Source organism: Pseudomonas sp. PDM15, assembly GCF_014851565.1.
Taxonomy (GTDB): Bacteria; Pseudomonadota; Gammaproteobacteria; order Pseudomonadales; family Pseudomonadaceae; genus Aquipseudomonas.
Genome location: NZ_JACVAA010000003.1, coordinates 669642 through 687472 on the forward strand (window position 1 = coordinate 669642; position 17831 = coordinate 687472).

The 17831-nt window shown below is 67.7% G+C and carries 14 protein-coding genes; 3 read left to right on the forward strand and 11 right to left on the reverse strand.

Annotated elements, in window-relative coordinates; genetic code table 11:
• Window position 1: 1 nt before the first annotated feature.
• Window positions 2-1012: an AraC family transcriptional regulator gene (locus tag IB232_RS11080; RefSeq protein ID WP_192398590.1), complete on the forward strand. Its 1011-nt coding sequence runs from the start codon at window positions 2-4 to the stop codon at window positions 1010-1012.
• Here IB232_RS11080 and IB232_RS11085 read toward each other — a convergent pair.
• Window positions 1001-1951, reverse strand: coding sequence for a helix-turn-helix transcriptional regulator (locus tag IB232_RS11085; RefSeq protein WP_192398592.1), 951 nt, complete (start codon window positions 1949-1951; stop codon window positions 1001-1003). The genes IB232_RS11080 and IB232_RS11085 overlap by 12 nt on opposite strands.
• Before the next feature lie 85 nt (window positions 1952-2036).
• Between IB232_RS11085 and IB232_RS11090 the strand changes: the two genes are divergently transcribed.
• Window positions 2037-2744: a glutathione S-transferase family protein gene (locus IB232_RS11090; RefSeq protein ID WP_192398593.1), complete on the forward strand. Its 708-nt coding sequence runs from the start codon at window positions 2037-2039 to the stop codon at window positions 2742-2744.
• Between the two features lies 1 nt (window position 2745).
• On the opposite strand, the gene IB232_RS11095 is transcribed toward IB232_RS11090, so the two are convergent.
• The 7 genes from IB232_RS11095 to IB232_RS11125 form a co-directional block, all read right to left on the reverse strand.
• On the reverse strand, window positions 2746-4818 hold the full coding sequence (locus tag IB232_RS11095; RefSeq protein WP_192398595.1) for an LTA synthase family protein: 2073 nt from the start codon (window positions 4816-4818) through the stop codon (window positions 2746-2748).
• A gap of 82 nt (window positions 4819-4900) precedes the next feature.
• Window positions 4901-6502 carry a SulP family inorganic anion transporter gene (locus IB232_RS11100; RefSeq protein WP_192398597.1) on the reverse strand — a complete coding sequence of 534 codons (1602 nt, stop codon included), beginning with the start codon at window positions 6500-6502 and terminating at the stop codon, window positions 4901-4903.
• Window positions 6503-6508: 6 nt separating this feature from the next.
• Window positions 6509-9019, reverse strand: a complete 2511-nt coding sequence (locus IB232_RS11105; RefSeq protein WP_192398599.1) for an efflux RND transporter permease subunit — start codon at window positions 9017-9019, stop codon at window positions 6509-6511.
• Between the two features lie 21 nt (window positions 9020-9040).
• On the reverse strand, window positions 9041-10111 hold the full coding sequence (locus tag IB232_RS11110; RefSeq protein WP_192398601.1) for a WD40/YVTN/BNR-like repeat-containing protein: 1071 nt from the start codon (window positions 10109-10111) through the stop codon (window positions 9041-9043).
• A gap of 162 nt (window positions 10112-10273) precedes the next feature.
• On the reverse strand, window positions 10274-11632 hold the full coding sequence (locus IB232_RS11115; RefSeq protein WP_192398603.1) for a DUF1329 domain-containing protein: 1359 nt from the start codon (window positions 11630-11632) through the stop codon (window positions 10274-10276).
• Window positions 11633-11672: 40 nt separating this feature from the next.
• Complete coding sequence (locus tag IB232_RS11120) at window positions 11673-13577, reverse strand: DUF1302 domain-containing protein (RefSeq protein WP_192398605.1); 1905 nt, start codon at window positions 13575-13577, stop codon at window positions 11673-11675.
• A 122-nt stretch (window positions 13578-13699) separates the two neighbouring features.
• Window positions 13700-14260 (reverse strand): RBBP9/YdeN family alpha/beta hydrolase, encoded by a 561-nt coding sequence (locus tag IB232_RS11125; protein WP_318652257.1) that lies wholly within the window; start codon window positions 14258-14260, stop codon window positions 13700-13702.
• Window positions 14261-14553: 293 nt separating this feature from the next.
• Between IB232_RS11125 and IB232_RS11130 the strand changes: the two genes are divergently transcribed.
• Entirely contained in the window at window positions 14554-15567 is a 1014-nt protein-coding gene (locus tag IB232_RS11130; RefSeq protein ID WP_192398609.1) for an AraC family transcriptional regulator, read from the forward strand.
• Window position 15568: 1 nt separating this feature from the next.
• On the opposite strand, the gene IB232_RS11135 is transcribed toward IB232_RS11130, so the two are convergent.
• From IB232_RS11135 to IB232_RS11145, 3 genes are all read right to left on the reverse strand, one after another.
• A complete protein-coding gene (locus tag IB232_RS11135) occupies window positions 15569-16297 on the reverse strand; it encodes a hypothetical protein (RefSeq protein WP_192398611.1) in 729 nt (242 codons plus the stop codon).
• Between the two features lie 194 nt (window positions 16298-16491).
• Window positions 16492-17118: a CoA transferase subunit B gene (locus IB232_RS11140; protein WP_192398613.1), complete on the reverse strand. Its 627-nt coding sequence runs from the start codon at window positions 17116-17118 to the stop codon at window positions 16492-16494.
• Window positions 17119-17120: 2 nt separating this feature from the next.
• The gene (locus IB232_RS11145) at window positions 17121-17816 is read right to left on the reverse strand and encodes a CoA transferase subunit A (protein WP_192398615.1); all 696 of its coding nucleotides are present in this window, start codon (window positions 17814-17816) and stop codon (window positions 17121-17123) included.
• Between the last annotated feature and the right edge of the window lie 15 nt (window positions 17817-17831).

Below are 17831 nucleotides of genomic sequence, written 5' to 3' on the forward strand. Positions count from 1 at the left end.
CATGACCCGCCCACGCCGCAGTGCCGTCAGCGTGCAACTCCTCACTCAATATGGCTTGGACCTCGGCCTGAGCCTCGATGCCTGCCTGCAGAACACCGGCCTGGACTGGCGCCTGCTGGCCGACCCCGGCGCCGAGGTGGAGGCCGAGCAGGAGCTGCAGCTGGTGAGCAACCTGCTTCACGCCGCGGGTGCGCGGCCGGGCCTGGGCCTGCCGCTGGGCCGGCGCTACCGGCTCAACAGCTACGGCATCTGGGGCTTCGCCCTGCTCGCCAGCCCGACCTTCCGCGACGCCGCCGGCCTCGGCCTGCGCTACCTGGACCTGACCTATGCCTTCCACGGCATGCGCCTGGAGGAAAACGACAGCGAGGTGCACCTGTTGCTGGACGACCACGACGTGCCCGCTGATGTGCGTGACTTCCTCCTGGAACGCGACCTGTCCGGCATGCTGCAGGTGCTGCGAGAGCTGTTCCACCGCGACCTGCCGATCCTGCGGGTGGAGCTGAACCTGCCGCAGCCGGCCGATCCTCGGCCCTTTGTCGAGGAAATCGGCGTGCTGCCGCGGTTCGGCCAGGCGCATAACCGCTTCGTCTTCCCCCGCCATCTGCTCGACCTGCCGCTGGCCGGCGCCCACCCGCAGGCGGCACAGTTGTGCGAGGAGCAGTGCCAGCGCCTGCTGGCCAAGCGCAGCCAGCACAGTGGTCTGGCCGGGCGCATCCGCAGCCTGCTGCTGGAACGCCCCGGCCGCTTGCCGGACATGGAACAGGTGGCCAGCGGGCTGAACATGAGCTCGCGCACTCTGCGCCGACGCCTGGACGAGGAAGGCAGCAACTTCCGCCTGCTGCTGGATGAAGTGCGCCAGGCCCTGGCCGAAGAACTGCTGGCCACCGGCGGCCTGACCCTGGAGGAGATCGCCGAACGCCTGGGCTACGGCGAAGTGTCCAACTTCATCCACGCCTTCAAACGCTGGAACGGCAAGGCGCCGCGCCAGTTCCAACGCAGCTCAGGCGGATAGCCGCGCCAGCAGCGCCCTGGCGTGCTCGGCCAGGGCATCGCCCAGTTCTGCGGGCTGCAGCACCTCGAACGGACAGGACAGCTGGCATAGCTGGCGGGCGAACCAGCTCAGGCTCTCGGTGCGCGCCCGCAGCAGCACTCCACCTTCCACCGGCTGCAACAGCCCCACGCGGCCACCCAGCTCCAGGCCGGCCTGCTGCAGGTCGCAGCGCAGCAGCACTTCCACCGCGATGGGCCGTGGCAGGTTGGCCAGGCTCTGCTGCAGATAGGCCTCGATATCGAACCCCTCCGGCTTGCCGAAATAGGCCGGCAACGGTTCGACGGTCAGCATCCGGTCCAGGCGGAACGAGCGCAGGCCGCCGCGCAGGTGGCAGTGGCCCACCGCATACCAGCGCCCATCGCGATAGATCAATCCGTAGGGATCGAACTCACGCTGGCTGTCCTGCCCGTCGCCGCTGCGGTAGCTCAGGCGCACCCGCTGGCGTAGCTGGGCCGCCGAAGCCAGCGGCAGCAGCACCTGGTCGCCGCCTTCGGCACGGGCGGCCGGCACCGCCAGGGTGATGCTCTCGCTGAGCGCGCGCATGCGGGGCTTGAGGTCGGCCGGCATCACCCGCTCCAGCTTGGCCTGGGCGCTGGCCACCGCCGGCGCTGCCTCGGACAGCCCCAGGCGCCGCGCCGCCAGCAGGCCGAGAGCGACGGCCAGGGTCTCGTCCTGGGTGAACATGATTGGCGGCAGCTTGAAGCCGGCCACCAGGCGATAGCCGCCGTAGCGCCCGCGCTCGGCCAGCACAGGAATGCCCAGCTCCTCCAGCGCGGCGATGTAACGGCGCAGAGTGCGGCCGTCCACTTCCAGGCGCCGTGCTAACTCGCTGCCGCTGAGCTGGCCATGCGTCTGCAGCAGCTCAAGTACTGCCAACACTCGGGTGGTCGGCTTGGCCATGATTCGCCTCGAAATCTATTAGGGCGGAATATAGCCTGATTAAGCCCTAGCTTGTCCCCATTCCCAATGATGCAAGGAGACAAGCATGCAACCCATCCTCTTCTATGGCGTGCCCCAGGGCTGTTCCTTCGGCTCGATAGTGGCGCTCGAATGGCTGGACCAGCCCTACCTGCTGAATCGCATCGACATGCTCAAGCGCCCCTGGGACCCGCTCTACACCAGGATCAACCCGTTGCTGCAGACGCCCGCCCTCCTGCTCGAAGACGGCCGGGTGCTGAGCCAGAGCCTGGCGATCCTCCTGCACCTGAACGGCCGCGCCCTGCACAACGGCCTGGGCATCGCCCCCGGCACGCCGGACTACGACCGCCTGGTGCAGACCCTGGCCTTCCTGAATACCGACTTCTTCGCCGCCTTCATCCCGCTGTGGAAGGCTTACGAGCTGGAGGGCCTGAGCGAGGACAAGCAGAAGCTGCTGCGCATGCTGGGTCGCGAGGACGTGAGCAAGTGCTGCGCGCATGTGGAGCGAATGCTGACCGGCAAGCAGTGGCTGCTGGGCGAGCGCCGCAGCCTGGCCGATGCCTACCTGGCCGGTATCGGTCGCTGGGTCGACTACCTGCAGCTATTCGACCTGCAGCACGACTTCCCCAATCTGGACCGCTACCTGCGCCAGCTCGCCGACGACCCGGCCGTGGCCTACGCCTGGGCCGTCGAGCGCGGCGAGGAGGCCTACAGCGACGTCAGCGCCGGCCATATCAGCCTGGAGGCGCTGCAGCCGCGCCTGGCCGCCCTCTAGCTCACTGGCCTGCCGCCGAGCCGCGGCTGTCAGCCACGCCGGTGGTGTTGCCCAGCAGGCTCTGAGTGGCGATCTGGAGGAAGGCCTCCAGGCGCTTCTGCAGCTCCGGCTGCTCGGCGTCACCTTGCAGCACCTGGGCCTTGCGCGCGCCGAGGTCATAGCGATACAGCTTGGCCGGCAGGTCCCTGGGCTGCACCAGGATCTTCTCGCCGCTGACGATGGCCACCGTCTGGTCGCTGCCCGACGGCTTGATCACGCCGATGCCCTGGTCGCCCTCCGGCAGGCCGAGCAGGTCGCGGCCCCAGCACTGCTGGCGGGTCTTGCCGCCCAGGCGGGCCATGATGGTCGGCACCACGTCGATCTGCGTGCCGACGGTGTCGCGGCGCACGCCGAACAGCTCCTGGATGCCCGGGGCGAGCAGCAGCAGCGGCACGTTGTGGCGGAACAGGTCCATCTCGGTGAGCTGCTCCGGGCTGCCGAAGCCGTGGTCGCCGACGATCACGAACAGGGTGTCCTTGTAGTACGGCGCCTTCTTCGCCTTGTCGAAGAACTGGCCCAGCGCCCAATCCGAGTAGCGCATGGCGGTGAGGTGCTGGTTGAGCGAGCCGCGGTCGGTCACCGGCGGCATCGGCAACTGCTCCGGCAGCGCATACGGCGTGTGGTTGGACAGGGTCTGCAGCAGCGCATAGAACGGCTTGGCCGGGTCCAGCTTGTTCAGCTCCACGGCGGCGCGGTCGAACATGTCCTGGTCGGACACGCCCCAGGTCGGGTCGATGAACACCGGGTCGACGAAGTCCTCGCGACCGATGAAATTGCGCATGCCCTGGTTGCTGAAGAATCCGGACTGGTTATCCCACTGGAAGTTGCCGTTGTACACGTACAGGTCGTCGTAGCCGCGCACACTGAGTTGCTGCGGCAGGCCGGAGAACTGGTGGCTGCCTTCCGGCGTGCGCATCAGGTACTCGAAGCTCGGCAGGTTGGGGAAGCAGGCCATGGTGGCGAACATGCCCTGGTGGGTGTGCGTGCCGTTGGAGAAGAAGCGGGTGAACAGCAGCCCTTCCTGACTCAGCCGATCGAAGTTGGGGGTGATGCCAGCATCGCTGCCCAAGGCGCCGACCCAGCGCCCGGCGAAGCTCTCCATCAGGATCACCACCACGTGCTTGATCGGCAGCGTGCCCTCGGCCAGCGGCGTGGAGTCGCGGCGGATCGCGGCGCTACCCTCATCCACCAGCACGTCCTGCTCGCCGAGCAGCATCTGGCGGACCACGGCGAGCGCCTCGGCATCGGGCATGGTGGCCTTCCAGGCGTTGTCACGGTGGCTGGAGAAGCTGTTCTCGGCGGCGTCGACCAGGGTCAGCACACCGTTCAGGCCCAGGTGGTTGGCGAACATCGAATCGGTGGTGAAGGCATCGCCCCAGCGCAGCGGCGGCCCCTGCTTGAGGGTGCCGCGGGCGCAGATCACCGCCAGCAGCAGACACAGGAAGAACACGCCGAAACGCCAGTACCAGGCCAGCGCAGGCTTGGCCCGCCGCGGCCGGGTGGCGCCCTCCAGCCAGTGGAACAGCATGCCCAGCGCCAGCGTCGCCAGGGCCCAGGCCAGCAGGTAGCGGCCCACCGGGAAGCCGTGCCAGAGCATGCTCGACACGGTGGCCAGGTCCTCTTCCAGGTACTGGAACACCAGGCTGTTCAGGCGCTGGTGGAACTCGCGGTAGAAGTCCATCTCCACCACGCCGAGCAGCAGGGTCAGGCTGGCGACCAGCGTCAGCCACACCACATGAGCATTGCGCGCCGCCATGGCGCGTTGGCTGAGCAGCGACAGCAGCAGCGGCGCCACGGCGTACACCACCACCCGCAGGTCGAAACGCAGGCCGTTGAAGAAGGCCTCGAACAGATCGCCGCGGCTGACATCGGTGATCAGCTCGCTGTTGTGATGCAGTAGTGCCAGGCGCAGCGACGAATACATCAGCATCAGCACCAGCGCGCTGGCGAGGGTGAAGAGCAGGTGGCTGGCCACGCTGGGTGGCAGGGGCGCAAGGGATTGCGCAGGGGAACGGGGGGCGTCCACTGAAGGCATAACGAATGGAGTCCGGTGTTTATGAGGGCGAAAATTGTCCGCCCCGACAGGTGAAAATTCCGTCGAGGCGGCCATTTGACGCTCAGACCGCCAGAGGTTCCCTCTCGGCCACGCACAGCCGACGGTAGGCCTGGCCGGTGGTCTCGAACAGCTGGCCAGCGAGCTCGCGCTCCAGGCTGGCCCGGCGCAGGCGATCCATCACCGGCCCCTTGATGGCCGACAGGTGCAGGCGCACGCCGCGGGCGGCCAGGCTACGGCTCAACTCGCCGAGGGCGGTCAGGGCGGAGAAATCCACGCCGTTGACCGCGGACATGTCGAGCACCAGCTCCCGGGTCTCGGCCGTCACCAGATCCTCGATGCGCGCAGCCACGGCCGCCGCGTTGCCGAAGAACAGGCTGCTGTCGACCCGCAGCAACAGCAGGTGCGGCCGGGTTTCCACCGCATGGCGGCGCACATTGCGGAAGGTCTCGCCGTCGGCCATGCGCCCGAGCACGGCGATGTGCGGCCGCGCGTTGCGCGCCAGGTGACCGCCGAGCGATAGCAGCACGCCGACCAGCACGCCCTGCTCCACGCCCAGCAACAGCACGCTGCCGGCGGTGGCCAGCCATACCCCCGCCTCGCCGCGATCGAAACGCCAGGCCCGGCGCAGGCCGTCGAGGTCGAGCATGCCGAGCACCGCATAGATGATGGTCGCCGCCAGGGCCGGCAGCGGCAGCAGGCTCAGCCAACCGCCGGGCAGGAGCAAGGCCAGCGCCAGCAGCAGCGCGGTAACCACGCCGGCCAGCTGACTGCGCGCGCCGGCGGCATGATTGAGGGCCGAGCGCGACAGCCCGCCGCTCACCGGCAAGCCCGCCGTCAGCGCGCTGGCCAGGTTGGCCAGGCCCTGGCCGAGCAGCTCGCGACCATCGTCGACGCGCTCGCCGCGCCGTTGCGCCAGCATACGCGCCGAGGAATGGCCGGAAACGAACACCACGAAGGCCAGCAGCAGCGCCGACGGCAGCAGTTCGGGCCACAGCGCGGGCTGCAGGCTGAGCCCCAGCGAAGGCAGGCCCTTGGGCAACTCGCCGAGCACCCGCACCCCGGCCCGATCCAGGTCACCGAGGGCCACCAGCAGGGTGGCGAGCGCCAGCAGCAGTGCCGGCGCCAGCCGCGCCAATACCAGCGGCAGGCAGCGGCGCACGGCGTACAACGCGAGCAATGTGCCCAGGCCCAGTGCGGCCGAGGGCCAGGCCGCTGGCGCGCCGAGCAGCGTATCGACCTGCCCTGCCGCCACCAGCAAGGCGGCGCCGGCGGTGAAGCCGCCGAGCACCGGGGCGCTGAGCAAGGCACAGAGGAAACCTAGGCGCAGCAGCGCGCAGAGCACCAGCAAGGCGCCACTGAGCAGCGCCAGCTGGGCAGCCAGGACGGGGGCACCGAGCGTGGTGGTCGCGTGCAATTCGGCCAGGGCCGTGGCGGTCACCAGAGAGGTCAGCGCCATGGGTCCCACCGACAGCGTGGTGCTGCTGCCAACCAGGGCATAGGCAAGGGCCGGCACTATGCTGGCGTACAGCCCGAGCACCGGCGGCAGGCCCGCGACCATGGCGTAGGCCATGCCCTGGGGCAGCAGCATCAGCGCCACCACCAGGCCGGCGCCGAGGTCACCGCCGAGCATCTCGCGGCGGTAGCCCTTGAGCCAGTCGAGCATATTGCGCTAGCGCCCGGCGACCCGGCGCAGCTCTTCCTGCAGCTCGGCACGCTTGCGCTGCGGCCCCTTGCCGAACGGCCAGCCGATGATCGAACCGCGCTCGCCCTGGCCGACATTGCGCAGCAGGAAGTGCGACAGCGCGGGGATCAGCACCAGCGCGCCGAGCATGTTCCACAGCAGCATGAAGGTCAGCAGGATGCCCATGTCGGCCTGGAACTTGATCGGCGACCAGGCCCAGCACACCACGCCGGCGGCCAGGGTGATGCCGACCAGCGCCACCACTCGCCCGGTGAAGGCCACCGCGCTGCGGTAGGCGTCGCCCAGGCTGCGGCCCTGGCGCTGGTAGTGCAGCTGCACGCTGAGCAGGTACAGCGCGTAGTCCACGCCGATGCCCACGCCGAGGGCGATCACCGGCAGGGTCGCCACCTTCACGCCGATTCCCATGGCCACCATCAGTGCTTCGCACAGCACCGAGGTGAGCACCAGCGGCAATAGCGCCACCAGCATGGCGCGCCAGCTGCGGAAAGTGATCAGGCAGAACACCGCCACCGCCAGGTAGACGTACAGCAGCATGCTGCGGTTGGCCTCGCGCACCACGAGATTCGTCGCTGCCTCGATGCCGGCGCTGCCGGCGGCCAGCAGGAATTGGCGGTCCTCGGTGCTGTTGTCCTTGGCGAAGCGCTCGGCGATGGCCACCACACCGTCCAGGGTCTCGGCCTTGTGGTCCTTGAGGAAGGCGATCACCGGCATCAGCGAGCACTGCGTGTTGAACAGCTCGGGCGCATTCACCGAGGCCTGCTGGGCGGCGTAGTTGAGCACGTCCTGGTTGCGCTGGATGCTGGCCATCTTCGGGTTGCCCTCGAAGGAGCCGGCGGTGATCTGGCGCACCGCGTTGACCAGCGACATGGTGGTCTGCACCCCCGGATGTTGCTGCAGCTCCCAGGCCAGGCGGTCGGCCAGGACCAGGGTGCGGTAGTTCAGGCAGCCCTCGGGGCCGGTCTTGATCATCACCGCGAACAGGTCGCTGGACAGCGCGTAGTGGCTGGTGATGTAGGCGTTGTCCAGGTTGTAGCGCGAGTCGGCGCGCAGCTCCGGGGCGCCACGATCCAGGTCACCGATCTTCAGCTGCAGGCTGAAGGCAAAGCCGCCGATGCCGAGCAGCGCCGCCAGCAGCACGGTGCCGGTCGCCCACTTGGGTGTGGTGAAGCGGTTCAGGCAGTCCCAGAGGCGGCCGAAGCCACGGTGCTGCTTGCCCTGGTCATCGATGCGCAGGGCCCGCTCGGCGGCCTTGGCGCCCACGCCGACGTAGGACAGCGCCACCGGCATCAGCAGCAGGCTGGTAAACACCAGCACGGCCACGCCGATGCTGGCGGCGATGGCCAGGTCCTGGATCACCGGAATGTCGATCAGCATCAGCACGGCGAAGCCGACGGCATCGGCCAGCAGCGCGGTGACACCGGCGATGAACAGGCGGCGGAAGGTGTAGCGCGCGGCGATCAGCTTGTGGGTGCCGCGGGCGATGTCCTGCATGATGCCGTTCATCTTCTGCGCCGCGTGGGACACGCCGATGGCGAAGATCAGGAAGGGCACCAGCACCGAATAGGGGTCGATGCTGTAGCCCAGCCAGGCGACGATGCCCAGCTGCCAGACCACCGCCAGCAGCGAGCAGCCGATCACCAGCAGGGTGCTGCGCAGGCAGCGGGTGTACAGCAGGATGATGGCAAAGGCGGCGACCACCGCCAGGGCGAAGAAGGCCATGACCTGCAGCAGGCCGTCGATCAGGTCGCCGACCAGCTTGGCGAAGCCGATCACCCGCAGCTTGTAGGGGCCGTCTTCGCCCTGCGCATCGATGCTCTCGACCTTGTGCTGCAGCGCCTCCAGGCTCTTGGCGAAGGCGTAGTAGTCGATGCCGTGGCCGGTGGCCGAGTCCTTGTCCAGCAGCGGCACCACCAGCATGCTCGACTTGAAGTCATTGGCCACCAGGCTGCCGACGATGCCGGCGCGGCCGATGTTCTGCCGCAGCTGTTCGATGCTGTCGGCCTTGCCGTCGTAACCATCGGGCATCACCGCGCCGCCCTGGAAGCCCTCCTCGGTCACCTCGGTCCAGCGCACGCTGGGCGCCCACAGCGAACGCAGCCAGGCGCGGTCCACGCCGGGGGTGAGGAACAGCTCGTCATTGACCTGCTTGAGCACGGCCAGGTAGGCCGGGTCGAAGATGTCGCCGTGGCGGCTCTCCACCACCACCCGCACCGAGTTGCCCAGGCCGCGCAGCTGGTCGCGGTTGTCGAGGAAGTTGCGGATGTACGGCTGGCTCTGCGGCAGCATTTTCTCGAAGCTAGGCCGCAGCTCCAGGCGGGTCAGCGCCATGTAGGCGAACAGCAGCGAGAGCATGGCAATGACGGCGACGAACCAGGGCCGGTGGTTGAACAGCAGACGCTCGAGGAAATGCCCGCTGTTGCGGTCGAAATCGCGCAGGTCGCGGATCACCGGCATGCTGTCTTGTTTGATGTTGCCCATGATGGTTTCTCGTTGACCTCGTTATGGCAGGCGCTGGCTGCGCGCACCGCGATTGCCGACCAGCACCAGGCTGTCGTCGGCGGCGAAATCGGCGCCGGCAATCGGCACCATCACGCTCTGCGGCAACACTTCCAGGCTGCGCCCTTGCGGCAACAGGCGCAGCACGTGGCCGGCTTGGCTGAACAGATGAATGCGCCGGGAGCCGTCCCACGCGGCGGCGGTGATGCTGCTCTGCAGGCCGCTGTCCAGTGTGCTCCAGCTGGCGCCACCGTCGGCGCTGCGCAGGATGTGGCCGCGCAGGCCGTAGACCAGCAGCTCGTCGCCCAGGCCGATGACGCCGAACAGGCTGCCGGCGTAGGGAATCTGCAGGGCGACGAAGCGCTGCTGCTCGGCGTTCCAGCGCAGTAGCAGGCCCTGCTCGCCGGCGATGTAGGGCACGCCCTCGACTGCGCCGATGGCATTCAGGTGCAGGCCCTGGGGGTTGTCGGTGCGCTCGCCGAAGGGGCGCCAGTGCTGACCGCCGTCGTCGGTGCGCAGGATCAGGCCGAACACGCCGACCGCGTAGCCGAGTCGCTCATCGGCGAACCAGACATCGAGCAGCGCCTTGTCGGCGCCCTCCTCGACCATCCGCTGGGCCTCGGCCAGGCGCAGCGGCCACTCCTCGCTGGCCGGCTCGGCGGCGGCCAGCGCCGCGTAGTGCCGCTGCATCAGGGCGCCGATCTGGCGGCCGTCGAGCTGCTTGCTCCAGCTGCCGCCGGCGTCCGCGCTGTGCAGGATGACGCCGTCATGTCCCACCGCCCAGCCTTTCGCCCGCGAGGGAAAATACACGGCGGTGAGGTCGCTGCTCACCGGCACTCGGGCCTGCTGCCAGTGGCCGCCGGTGTAGTCGGAATACAGGATGTGGCCACGCTGGCCCACCGCTACCAGATTGTCTCCCGTGCGGGCGACGTCGTTCAGCGGTGCCCGCTCCGCCAGTGGACTGTGGCGCGCCGGCAGATCCAGCACGTCGATGAACTCGCCCCGGACAGCGCCGGGCAACACGCCCAGCAGCAGGCTCAGCAAGGGAAGCAGGACTCGGTAGAAATCACTCATGGTCAATCTCGGCAATAAGGTTGCGCCGCGGGCACGGGTGCCATGCCCTGCGGCGCCGGATCAATGCCCCCGCCGTGCCACGCCGGCCCCCGGATTCCGGACGGCTGACGTTCTGCCCAGGGGGACCGGGCGGCACGTATGGCGGGGTTTGCGATCCGAAACTCAGCGGATACCGGCACCCGCCAGCGACTCAGGCGCCCATTGCGCCTTGGCCAGGGCGTCGATATAGCGGATGCCGCCATACGGGCCGACCACGCCGTTGATGTTGTAGGTGCCGCCGACCAGGTCGTAGATCATGAACGGCGTGGAGTCCGGCACGGTCTTGTCGTAGCTCTGGCTGAGGAAGGCGAAGGAGCCGCGATAGAGCTGGCCACGGGCGTCGTACTGGTCCGAGGCCAGGGCCACCCAGCTGTCCTCGTCGAGATAGAAGCGGCGCTTGGCGTAGATGTGTCGCGAACCCTGCTTGAGGGTGCCCTCGACCACCCAGACGCGGTGCTTCTCCCAGCGCACCAGCTCCGGCGCCACGTGGTTGGCGGTGGTGATGGCCTTGGCCTCGGGGGCGTAGGTCAGGCGGTAGGTGTTGTAGGGCACGATCATTTCCTGCTTGCCCACCAGCTTCCAGTCGTAGCGATCCAGCGCACCGTTGAAGACGAACACGTCGTCGTAGGTGCCGGCGCCAGCGGTACCCGGATTGGGCGTGTCGTAGGCCAGGCTCGGCGCCAGCTTCACCCGGCGCACACCCGGCAGGTATTGCCAGGCGCGGCGCGGCTGCTCCAGCGGGTTGGCCGCGTCGCGCAGCATGATCGCCTCGCCGGCGCGGCGAGCCGGGCCGGTGTAGTACAGCTTCATCTGGTAGTAGGTGTCGGCCGCCCCGATCGGCTTGTTCATGTCCTGGTAGATCGGGTAGCTGATGTAGGCCTGACCAGTAGTGGCGAGGCTAGCTACGCCGGCGGCATCGACGTTCCACGAGTCGTACTTGGAGTTGATGGTCACGCCCTGGTAGCGCAGCAGGAAGTTCCACATGGCCTCGGCGCCCGACTGCGGGATCGGGAACGGCACACCGGGCAGCACGTTGTCGATGGCCTGGCCGCCCTCCAGCGCCTTGGCGCCAGTGGCGTTCTTCAGGCTGTTGTCCAGTACCGCCTGGGGCATGGCCACAGTGCGGTGGGTCGGGAACAGTTCGACGCGGAAACTGGGGAAGCGCTTGGCCAGCTCCACCGTGGTGGCGCTGAGCTGGTCCTTGTACTGCTCGACATTCTTGCCGTCGATCACCAGCAGCGGCTTTTCGCCGGCGAAGGGATCGGGACGTACGCTGTCGCCGGCCTTGAAGCTGGCCGGGGCCTGGGTGAGGCCACCTTCATAGGCGGGAATCGAGCCATCGGCGTTGCCGGCTTTTTCGGCGCCGACCGGGGTCAGGCTGGTGCCGAGCTGGGCCGCCTGCTCGGCGGAAACCGCAGCATGCGCCTGGCCGGCAACGGCCAGGGCGAGGGAAGCAGCCAATACGCTTTGCACGAATTTCATCTTGTTGTTCTCCTGCTCAGAGGGCTGGGCAATTCGTGGATCAGAAAGTGGTTTTGAAGGTCAGGTAGACCGCGCCGCGGTCTTCGCCGCTGGCACCGCCACCGGAGAAGGACGAGTAGCCGCCGGCGTAGCAGGTGTAGCGCTGGGTGAGGTCAAGGGCGTTGGGGACCGCACCATCGTTGGCGCCGTCGTCGCACTTCTCGGCGTCGCCGAAGGAGTCCACGTATTTGAGGTCGACGTAGTACTGGTTGTAGATGGCCGCGCTGACGCCCACGGAGTAGTTGCCGGTGTCCTCGGCGCCACCGGCGGCGACCGGGGAAACCCCGTCGATGCCGACGTTGATCGACAGCGGCGCGGAGAGGTCCACGCCCGGGAATACCTGGTACCAGGTCGGGGTGAAGTTGACGGCCACGCCCCAGTTGTCGCGGGTCGGCTTGTCGATGCCGTGGTAGCTGTCCTCGCCCTTGTACAGCGCCTGGTTCTTGCTATCGAGGCTCAGCAGGTTGCTGTAGTAGACCTCGCCGAGCAGGGTCGCGGCGTCGAACAGCGGCGTCTCGGGCAGGGCCACCAGGCCGTTGACCACCCAGTGCAGGGTGTCGCCGGTGGCGCTCATGCTCTCGCCTTCCTTGAGCGGGGCGTCGACGACGCCGGTGTCGGCGTTGCGCGGCGACAAGGGGCCGGCGCCGTTGACCAGCAGCGGGCTGTAGATGGCGGGAATGCTCGACAGCGGCATGCCGTGACGGATGTTCAGGTCGCTGCCGACGCTGATGCCGCCGATGTCCTTCGACAGGCTCAGGCCGTAGATATCGATGTCCTCGCCATAGGCCAGGCGATACGAGGTGGTCTCGATCGAGTTGCGCAGCCCCGGCACGCCACCGGCCAGGGTCAGGCCACGGGCGTCGAGCACGGCCTGCGGCAGGATGTCGGAGGTGTTGCGGTAGTAGAGGCCCAGGGTGCCATCCAGCCACTCCGGCGACCACTTGGCCATCACGCCCCAGTCGCCCCGATCGTCCGGGGTCAGGTCATCGCCACGGCGGATATTGGTCAGCGTGCCGTTCGGGCCGGCCAGACCCGGTCCGCCGGTGTGGCCGAGGATGAACGACTGGGCGCCCTCGCCGATCAGGTCGGAGGTGCCGTAGTAGGTGCCGGCCTCCGGCAGGCGCGCGGCGTCCCAGTTGAAGAAGTACTGGGCGCCGAAGGACCACTCGGAGTTGAGGGTGAAGCTGGTGGACAACTGGTTGCGCGGAACGAACAGCTCCTTGGCCTCGGTGCCTGGCGATGCGGCCAGCTTGGCCAGGTCCAGGCCGGACTGGCCGTAGCTGATCGAATGCACCGGATTGAGCACGGTCTCGCCCCAGAACACGTTGTGCTGGCCGGCCTTCAGGCTGAGCAGCGATTCCTCGCCGACCTCGGTGCTGTAGAACACGAAGGCATCCAGAATCTCGCCGGACGGGCCGCTGTAGTAGCGCTGGGCGTAGCGGCTCAGGTGCGAGCTGCCGAACACTTCTGGGGCGGCAGGACGGCCACCCCAGCCGGCAATGGACGAGTACGCGTCGTTACCGTTGACGAAGGGGTTGGAGCTGGAGCCGGTGTTGTCGTAAGCCTTGTCGTACCAGCTGGCGGTGCTGACGCGGAAGCCCGTGCGGTTCTGGTACACCACGTCGAGCTCGGTCAGCAGGTCGACGCGGTTGGTGATGTTGGTGCCGGCCTTGCGGAAGTTGTAGTCGCCGTCGTTGTTGTTCGGCGTGCCGAGCATGCGCGAATCGGCGCTCTCGGTGCGCAGGCCGTAGTTGTACTTGACGGTGTTGTCGAAGCGCACGGACCAGTCCGGGCTGCCGGTATCGACTTCGAAGGCCTGGGCGGCCGGCACGGCGGCCAGCATGACGGCCGTGGCCAACAGGCTTCGACGCAAGGGAAAGCGATGCTGCTTGTTATTGTTGTGCATAGCGTTGACTCCGCTTTTTAGGGCTTACGACATGCCGCGCCCGCGACGCGTCGCGAGAGCGGGTAATGGGGTGGTTGTCTTTCCTTGTTCGGTTGAAAAAAGTGCTGCTCGAGCTTCCGGCTTCAGCCCAGCAATGCCTGGATAAGCTCCTCGGCCTGCGGCCAGTCGCCATAGCCGGACGCCGGATTGAGGTGGCCGACCGCGCCCAGCTCGACCAGGGTCGCGCCCCAGTCACGCGCCATTTCGCGCACCGCCTCGAGGCTGGCCAGGTGGTCGTTGCTGCTGGCCGCGACGATGCTGGGGAACGGCAGCGGACCGCGCGGCAGCGGCGACCAGCCGTTGTCCTGCAACGTTTGCGGGCTCGGGTATTGCGGCGGCCAGGCGCTGTTCAGGTCTGGCGGAGTCGCCAGCAGCGCGCCGAGAATCGGTGCTGAACGAAGCGCGGCCCAGTGCACCGCCATCAGCACGCCGGCGCTATGGGCGACCAGCACCACCGGCCCCTCGATGCGCTCCAGCTCGCTCTGGATCGCCGCGACCCGTGCGGCCAGGCTGAGCTTGTCGGCCTGCAGCGGCGGCACCGTGCGGCAGTTGGACAGGCGTGCGGCGAGCCGGGTCTGCCAGTGGTCCGCAACGTGGTCGCGCAGGCCGGGGATGATGAGAACGGTGAAGTCTTTGCTGGCCACGCTGGGCTCCTGGACTGCCGGATCAATCGACGCGCGAGGCATCGGGTTGACCAGACAGTAGAGGCCGGGACCAGCGCAGGCTTCACATTAGGCGTCAGCCATTTCGCAATTCATGACATGGCGCGGTCGGTCATGTGTTTGGCGCAGGGCAGTCGTCCGAGGTAGCGCTGCTACGCTCAGCATGGCAACCGCGATTTTTCATTTCATGACAGCCAGGTGACCGTCGCGGCGAGCTTCGGCATCATGCGTGGCGGCCGTCAAAAGCGGCTTATGCCTGTGAAGGAACTAGAACAATGACAACACTGGTTCGCGCAGCGGTACTCACCAACTACCTGGAAGTGGCCCAGCATCTGGGACTCAATGCCCAGGCGCTGCTCAACGAAGTGGGCCTCAGCAAGAACCTGCTGCAGGACCCGGAACACCGCATTCCGATCGACGCCGCCGTGCGTCTGCTGGAGAACTCCGCAAACACCAGCAACTGCCAGACCTTCGGCCTGCGCATGGCCGAATCGCGTCAGCTCTCCGACTTCGGCGCGGTCAGCCTGCTGCTGACCCACCAGCGCACCCTGCGCGAGGCCCTGCAGGTGGTGGTGCAGTACCGCCACCTGCTCAACGACTCGCTGGCCATCTTCATCGAGGAGGCCGGCAGCATGGTGATCATCCGCGAAGAGGTGGTCACAGAATCCGGCACCGGCAGCCGCCAGGCCAACGAGTTGGCCATCGGCGTGATGTATCGCCTGTGCGCCGCCCTGCTCGGCACGCACTGGAAACCGATCAGCGTCAGCTTCACCCACGCCGCGCCGGACGACCTGCAGGTGCACCGCCGCGTGCTCGGCCACAAGCTGGAATTCAATGGCGAGTTTAACGGCATCGTCTGCCACGCCGCCGACTTCGACGTGCCCAACCCGCAAGCCGATCCGGCCATGGCGCGCTACGCCCAGCGCTTCCTCGATTCGCTGCAGGCCGAGCAAGAAACGCCGCTGGTGTTCGAAGTACGCAAGGCCATCTACCTGCTGCTGCCCATGGGCCGCGCTACCATCGAGCAGATCGCCATGGCCATGGGCATGAACGTGCGCACCCTGCAGCGCCGCCTGGAAGACCACCAGGCCACCTTCAGCGACCTGATCAATGGCGTGCGCTGCGATCTGGTGATTCGCTACCTGGAGAACCCCAGCTACTCGCTGGGGCGTATCGCCGACATGCTCGGCTATTCGATGCCCAGCTCCTTCACCCGCTGGTTCATCGGCCAGTTCGGCATGCCGCCAGCGGCCTGGCGCAACGAGCACGGCCCGCGCAAGGACAAGTGACTCAAGGCTGGCCCTGCTCCGCGGCCAGGGCTAGCTCGTCGAGATCCAGCACCGCGCGGCTCAAGTAGAACTCGGCGCCGCCACCGCCCTCGCCCCGGCCGATCCCCTGCTGCAACTGACGATGGACGAAGCGGTAGCTGCTGCGAATCCTGCCCAGCGCGGCGCCATGCTGCGTGTGCAACAGATCGAAGCGCCGCTCGATGTCCGCATCCAGGGCCTGCAGGCGCTCGGCCGGTAGGAGCCAGGCCTGCTTCTGCGGCAGCGGGTAGTGGCGTAGCTGGTAGTCCAGCAACAGCCCGGCCAGGTCGCGGCTCTGCTCGCCGAGCGGCTGCGCCGGGCCGATCCGCGCCAGTTCGCGACTGGCCGCGTCGCCCAACTGCCGGCGCTGCTCCAGCAACAGGCTGATCAGCTGCGGATAGCGCTCTCGCTCGCTGCGCGGCAAGCCATCCAGCTGGTCGAACAACTGATGCATGGCCGTCAATGGCCGGGCCAGCTCCGCTGGCTGGCCGAGCTGCTGCACGTCGGCCTCCAGGCTGTTGAGATGGTGGAACACCGCGGTGAGGATGCGCGGATCGGGGGCCCGCTCGCGGGGGTCGAAGTACAGCATGGCGCTCGCGCAGAGCAGCCGGCTGTGGCTGTCCAGGCCATACAGCTGACGCACCGCGCGGGCATCGGCCAGCGCGTCCAGACACAGCAGGCAGAGCAGGTACGGCAGAACAGTCCTTCGCATCGTCCGGTCCTCGTGGGTTCTGGGTGTCGCAATTGCCTCGGTAAAAGGTGCGCACGGCCGCTAGCGCCAGCCGTCGCACGAAGGCCGGGGCATAGACCCCGGGGGACACATCCCGCCATGGAGTGAACGGGACGTGAAACACGCTCCGCCGGCAGCTCGGCTTGAACGACCGCGCGCCCGACGGCGGATCAGGCTCAGCGCAGGATGGTGCAGCCGGTAGCGGCCTGCAGTTGGTCGAAGTCGACGCCCGGCGCCATCTCCACCAGCTCGACACCCGCCTCGGTGATGTCCAGCACCGCCAGGTCGCTGATGATGCGGTCGACCACGCCGACGCCGGTCAGCGGCAGCTCGCAGCGCTCGAGGATCTTCGGCTCGCCCTTGGCCGTGTGCTCCATCAGCACCACCACGCGGCGCACGCCGGCCACCAGGTCCATGGCGCCGCCCATGCCCTTGATCATCTTGCCGGGGATCATCCAGTTGGCCAGATCGCCCTGCTGCGACACCTGCATGGCGCCGAGCAGGGCCAGGTCGACATGCCCGCCGCGGATCATGGCGAAGCTCTCGGCACTGTCGAAGAAGCTGCTGCCAGGCAGCGTGGTGATGGTCTGCTTGCCGGCGTTGATCAGGTCCGCATCGACCTCCTCCTCGCCAGGGAACGGGCCGATGCCGAGCAGGCCGTTCTCGCTCTGCAGCCAGACCTCCATGCCCTCGGGGATGTAGTTGGCCACCAGGGTCGGCAGGCCGATGCCGAGGTTGACGTAGAAGCCGTCCTGCAGCTCGGCGGCGGCGCGTTGCGCCATTTCTTCGCGGGTCCAGGCCATGCTCAGCTCCTCGTGGTGCGCATCTCGATGCGCTTCTGTGGGTTGGCATTGAGTACCAGGCGCTGCACATAGATGCCCGGCAGGTGGATCTCGTCCGGGGCCAGCTCGCCCACTTCGACGATTTCCTCCACCTCGGCCACGCAGACCCGGCCGGCCTTGGCGCACAGCGGGTTGAAGTTGCGCGCGGTCTTGTTGAAGGTCAGGTTGCCGGCGCGATCGGCCCTGGCGCCCTTGATCAGCGCGAGGTCAGCGGTCAGGGAGCGCTCCATCACGTACCACTCGCCATCGAACTGGCGGGTCTCCTTGCCCTCGGCGATCTGCGTGCCGTAGCCGGTGCGGGTGAAGAACGCCGGGATGCCCGCGCCGCCGGCGCGCAGCTTCTCGGCCAAGGTGCCCTGGGGGGTGAACTCCAGCTGCAGCTCGCCGGCCAGGTACTGGCGCTCGAACTCCTTGTTGCCGCCGACGTAGGAGGAAATCATCTTGTCGATCTGCCGGCTGTACAGCAGCGGGCCGAGGCCGAAATCATCGACCCCGCAGTTGTTGCTGATGACGGTGAAGCCACGTTTGCCGGTTTCGCCCAGCGCCGCGATCAGCGCCTCGGGAATGCCGCACAGGCCGAAGCCGCCGGAGGCGATGCTGATGCCGTCAGCCACCAGCCCCTCGAGCGCCGCGTGGGCGTTGGGGTAGATCTTGTTCATCGACAGTCTCTCTCG

Coding starts and splice junctions, on each gene's coding strand:
- IB232_RS11080 (WP_192398590.1), top strand. CDS start 2: ATGACCCGCCCACGCCGCAGTGCCGTCAGCGTGCAACTCCTCACTCAA.
- IB232_RS11085 (WP_192398592.1), bottom strand. CDS start 1,951: ATGGCCAAGCCGACCACCCGAGTGTTGGCAGTACTTGAGCTGCTGCAG.
- IB232_RS11090 (WP_192398593.1), top strand. CDS start 2,037: ATGCAACCCATCCTCTTCTATGGCGTGCCCCAGGGCTGTTCCTTCGGC.
- IB232_RS11095 (WP_192398595.1), bottom strand. CDS start 4,818: ATGCCTTCAGTGGACGCCCCCCGTTCCCCTGCGCAATCCCTTGCGCCC.
- IB232_RS11100 (WP_192398597.1), bottom strand. CDS start 6,502: ATGCTCGACTGGCTCAAGGGCTACCGCCGCGAGATGCTCGGCGGTGAC.
- IB232_RS11105 (WP_192398599.1), bottom strand. CDS start 9,019: ATGGGCAACATCAAACAAGACAGCATGCCGGTGATCCGCGACCTGCGC.
- IB232_RS11110 (WP_192398601.1), bottom strand. CDS start 10,111: ATGAGTGATTTCTACCGAGTCCTGCTTCCCTTGCTGAGCCTGCTGCTG.
- IB232_RS11115 (WP_192398603.1), bottom strand. CDS start 11,632: ATGAAATTCGTGCAAAGCGTATTGGCTGCTTCCCTCGCCCTGGCCGTT.
- IB232_RS11120 (WP_192398605.1), bottom strand. CDS start 13,577: ATGCACAACAATAACAAGCAGCATCGCTTTCCCTTGCGTCGAAGCCTG.
- IB232_RS11130 (WP_192398609.1), top strand. CDS start 14,554: ATGACAACACTGGTTCGCGCAGCGGTACTCACCAACTACCTGGAAGTG.
- IB232_RS11135 (WP_192398611.1), bottom strand. CDS start 16,297: ATGCGAAGGACTGTTCTGCCGTACCTGCTCTGCCTGCTGTGTCTGGAC.
- IB232_RS11140 (WP_192398613.1), bottom strand. CDS start 17,118: ATGGCCTGGACCCGCGAAGAAATGGCGCAACGCGCCGCCGCCGAGCTG.
- IB232_RS11145 (WP_192398615.1), bottom strand. CDS start 17,816: ATGAACAAGATCTACCCCAACGCCCACGCGGCGCTCGAGGGGCTGGTG.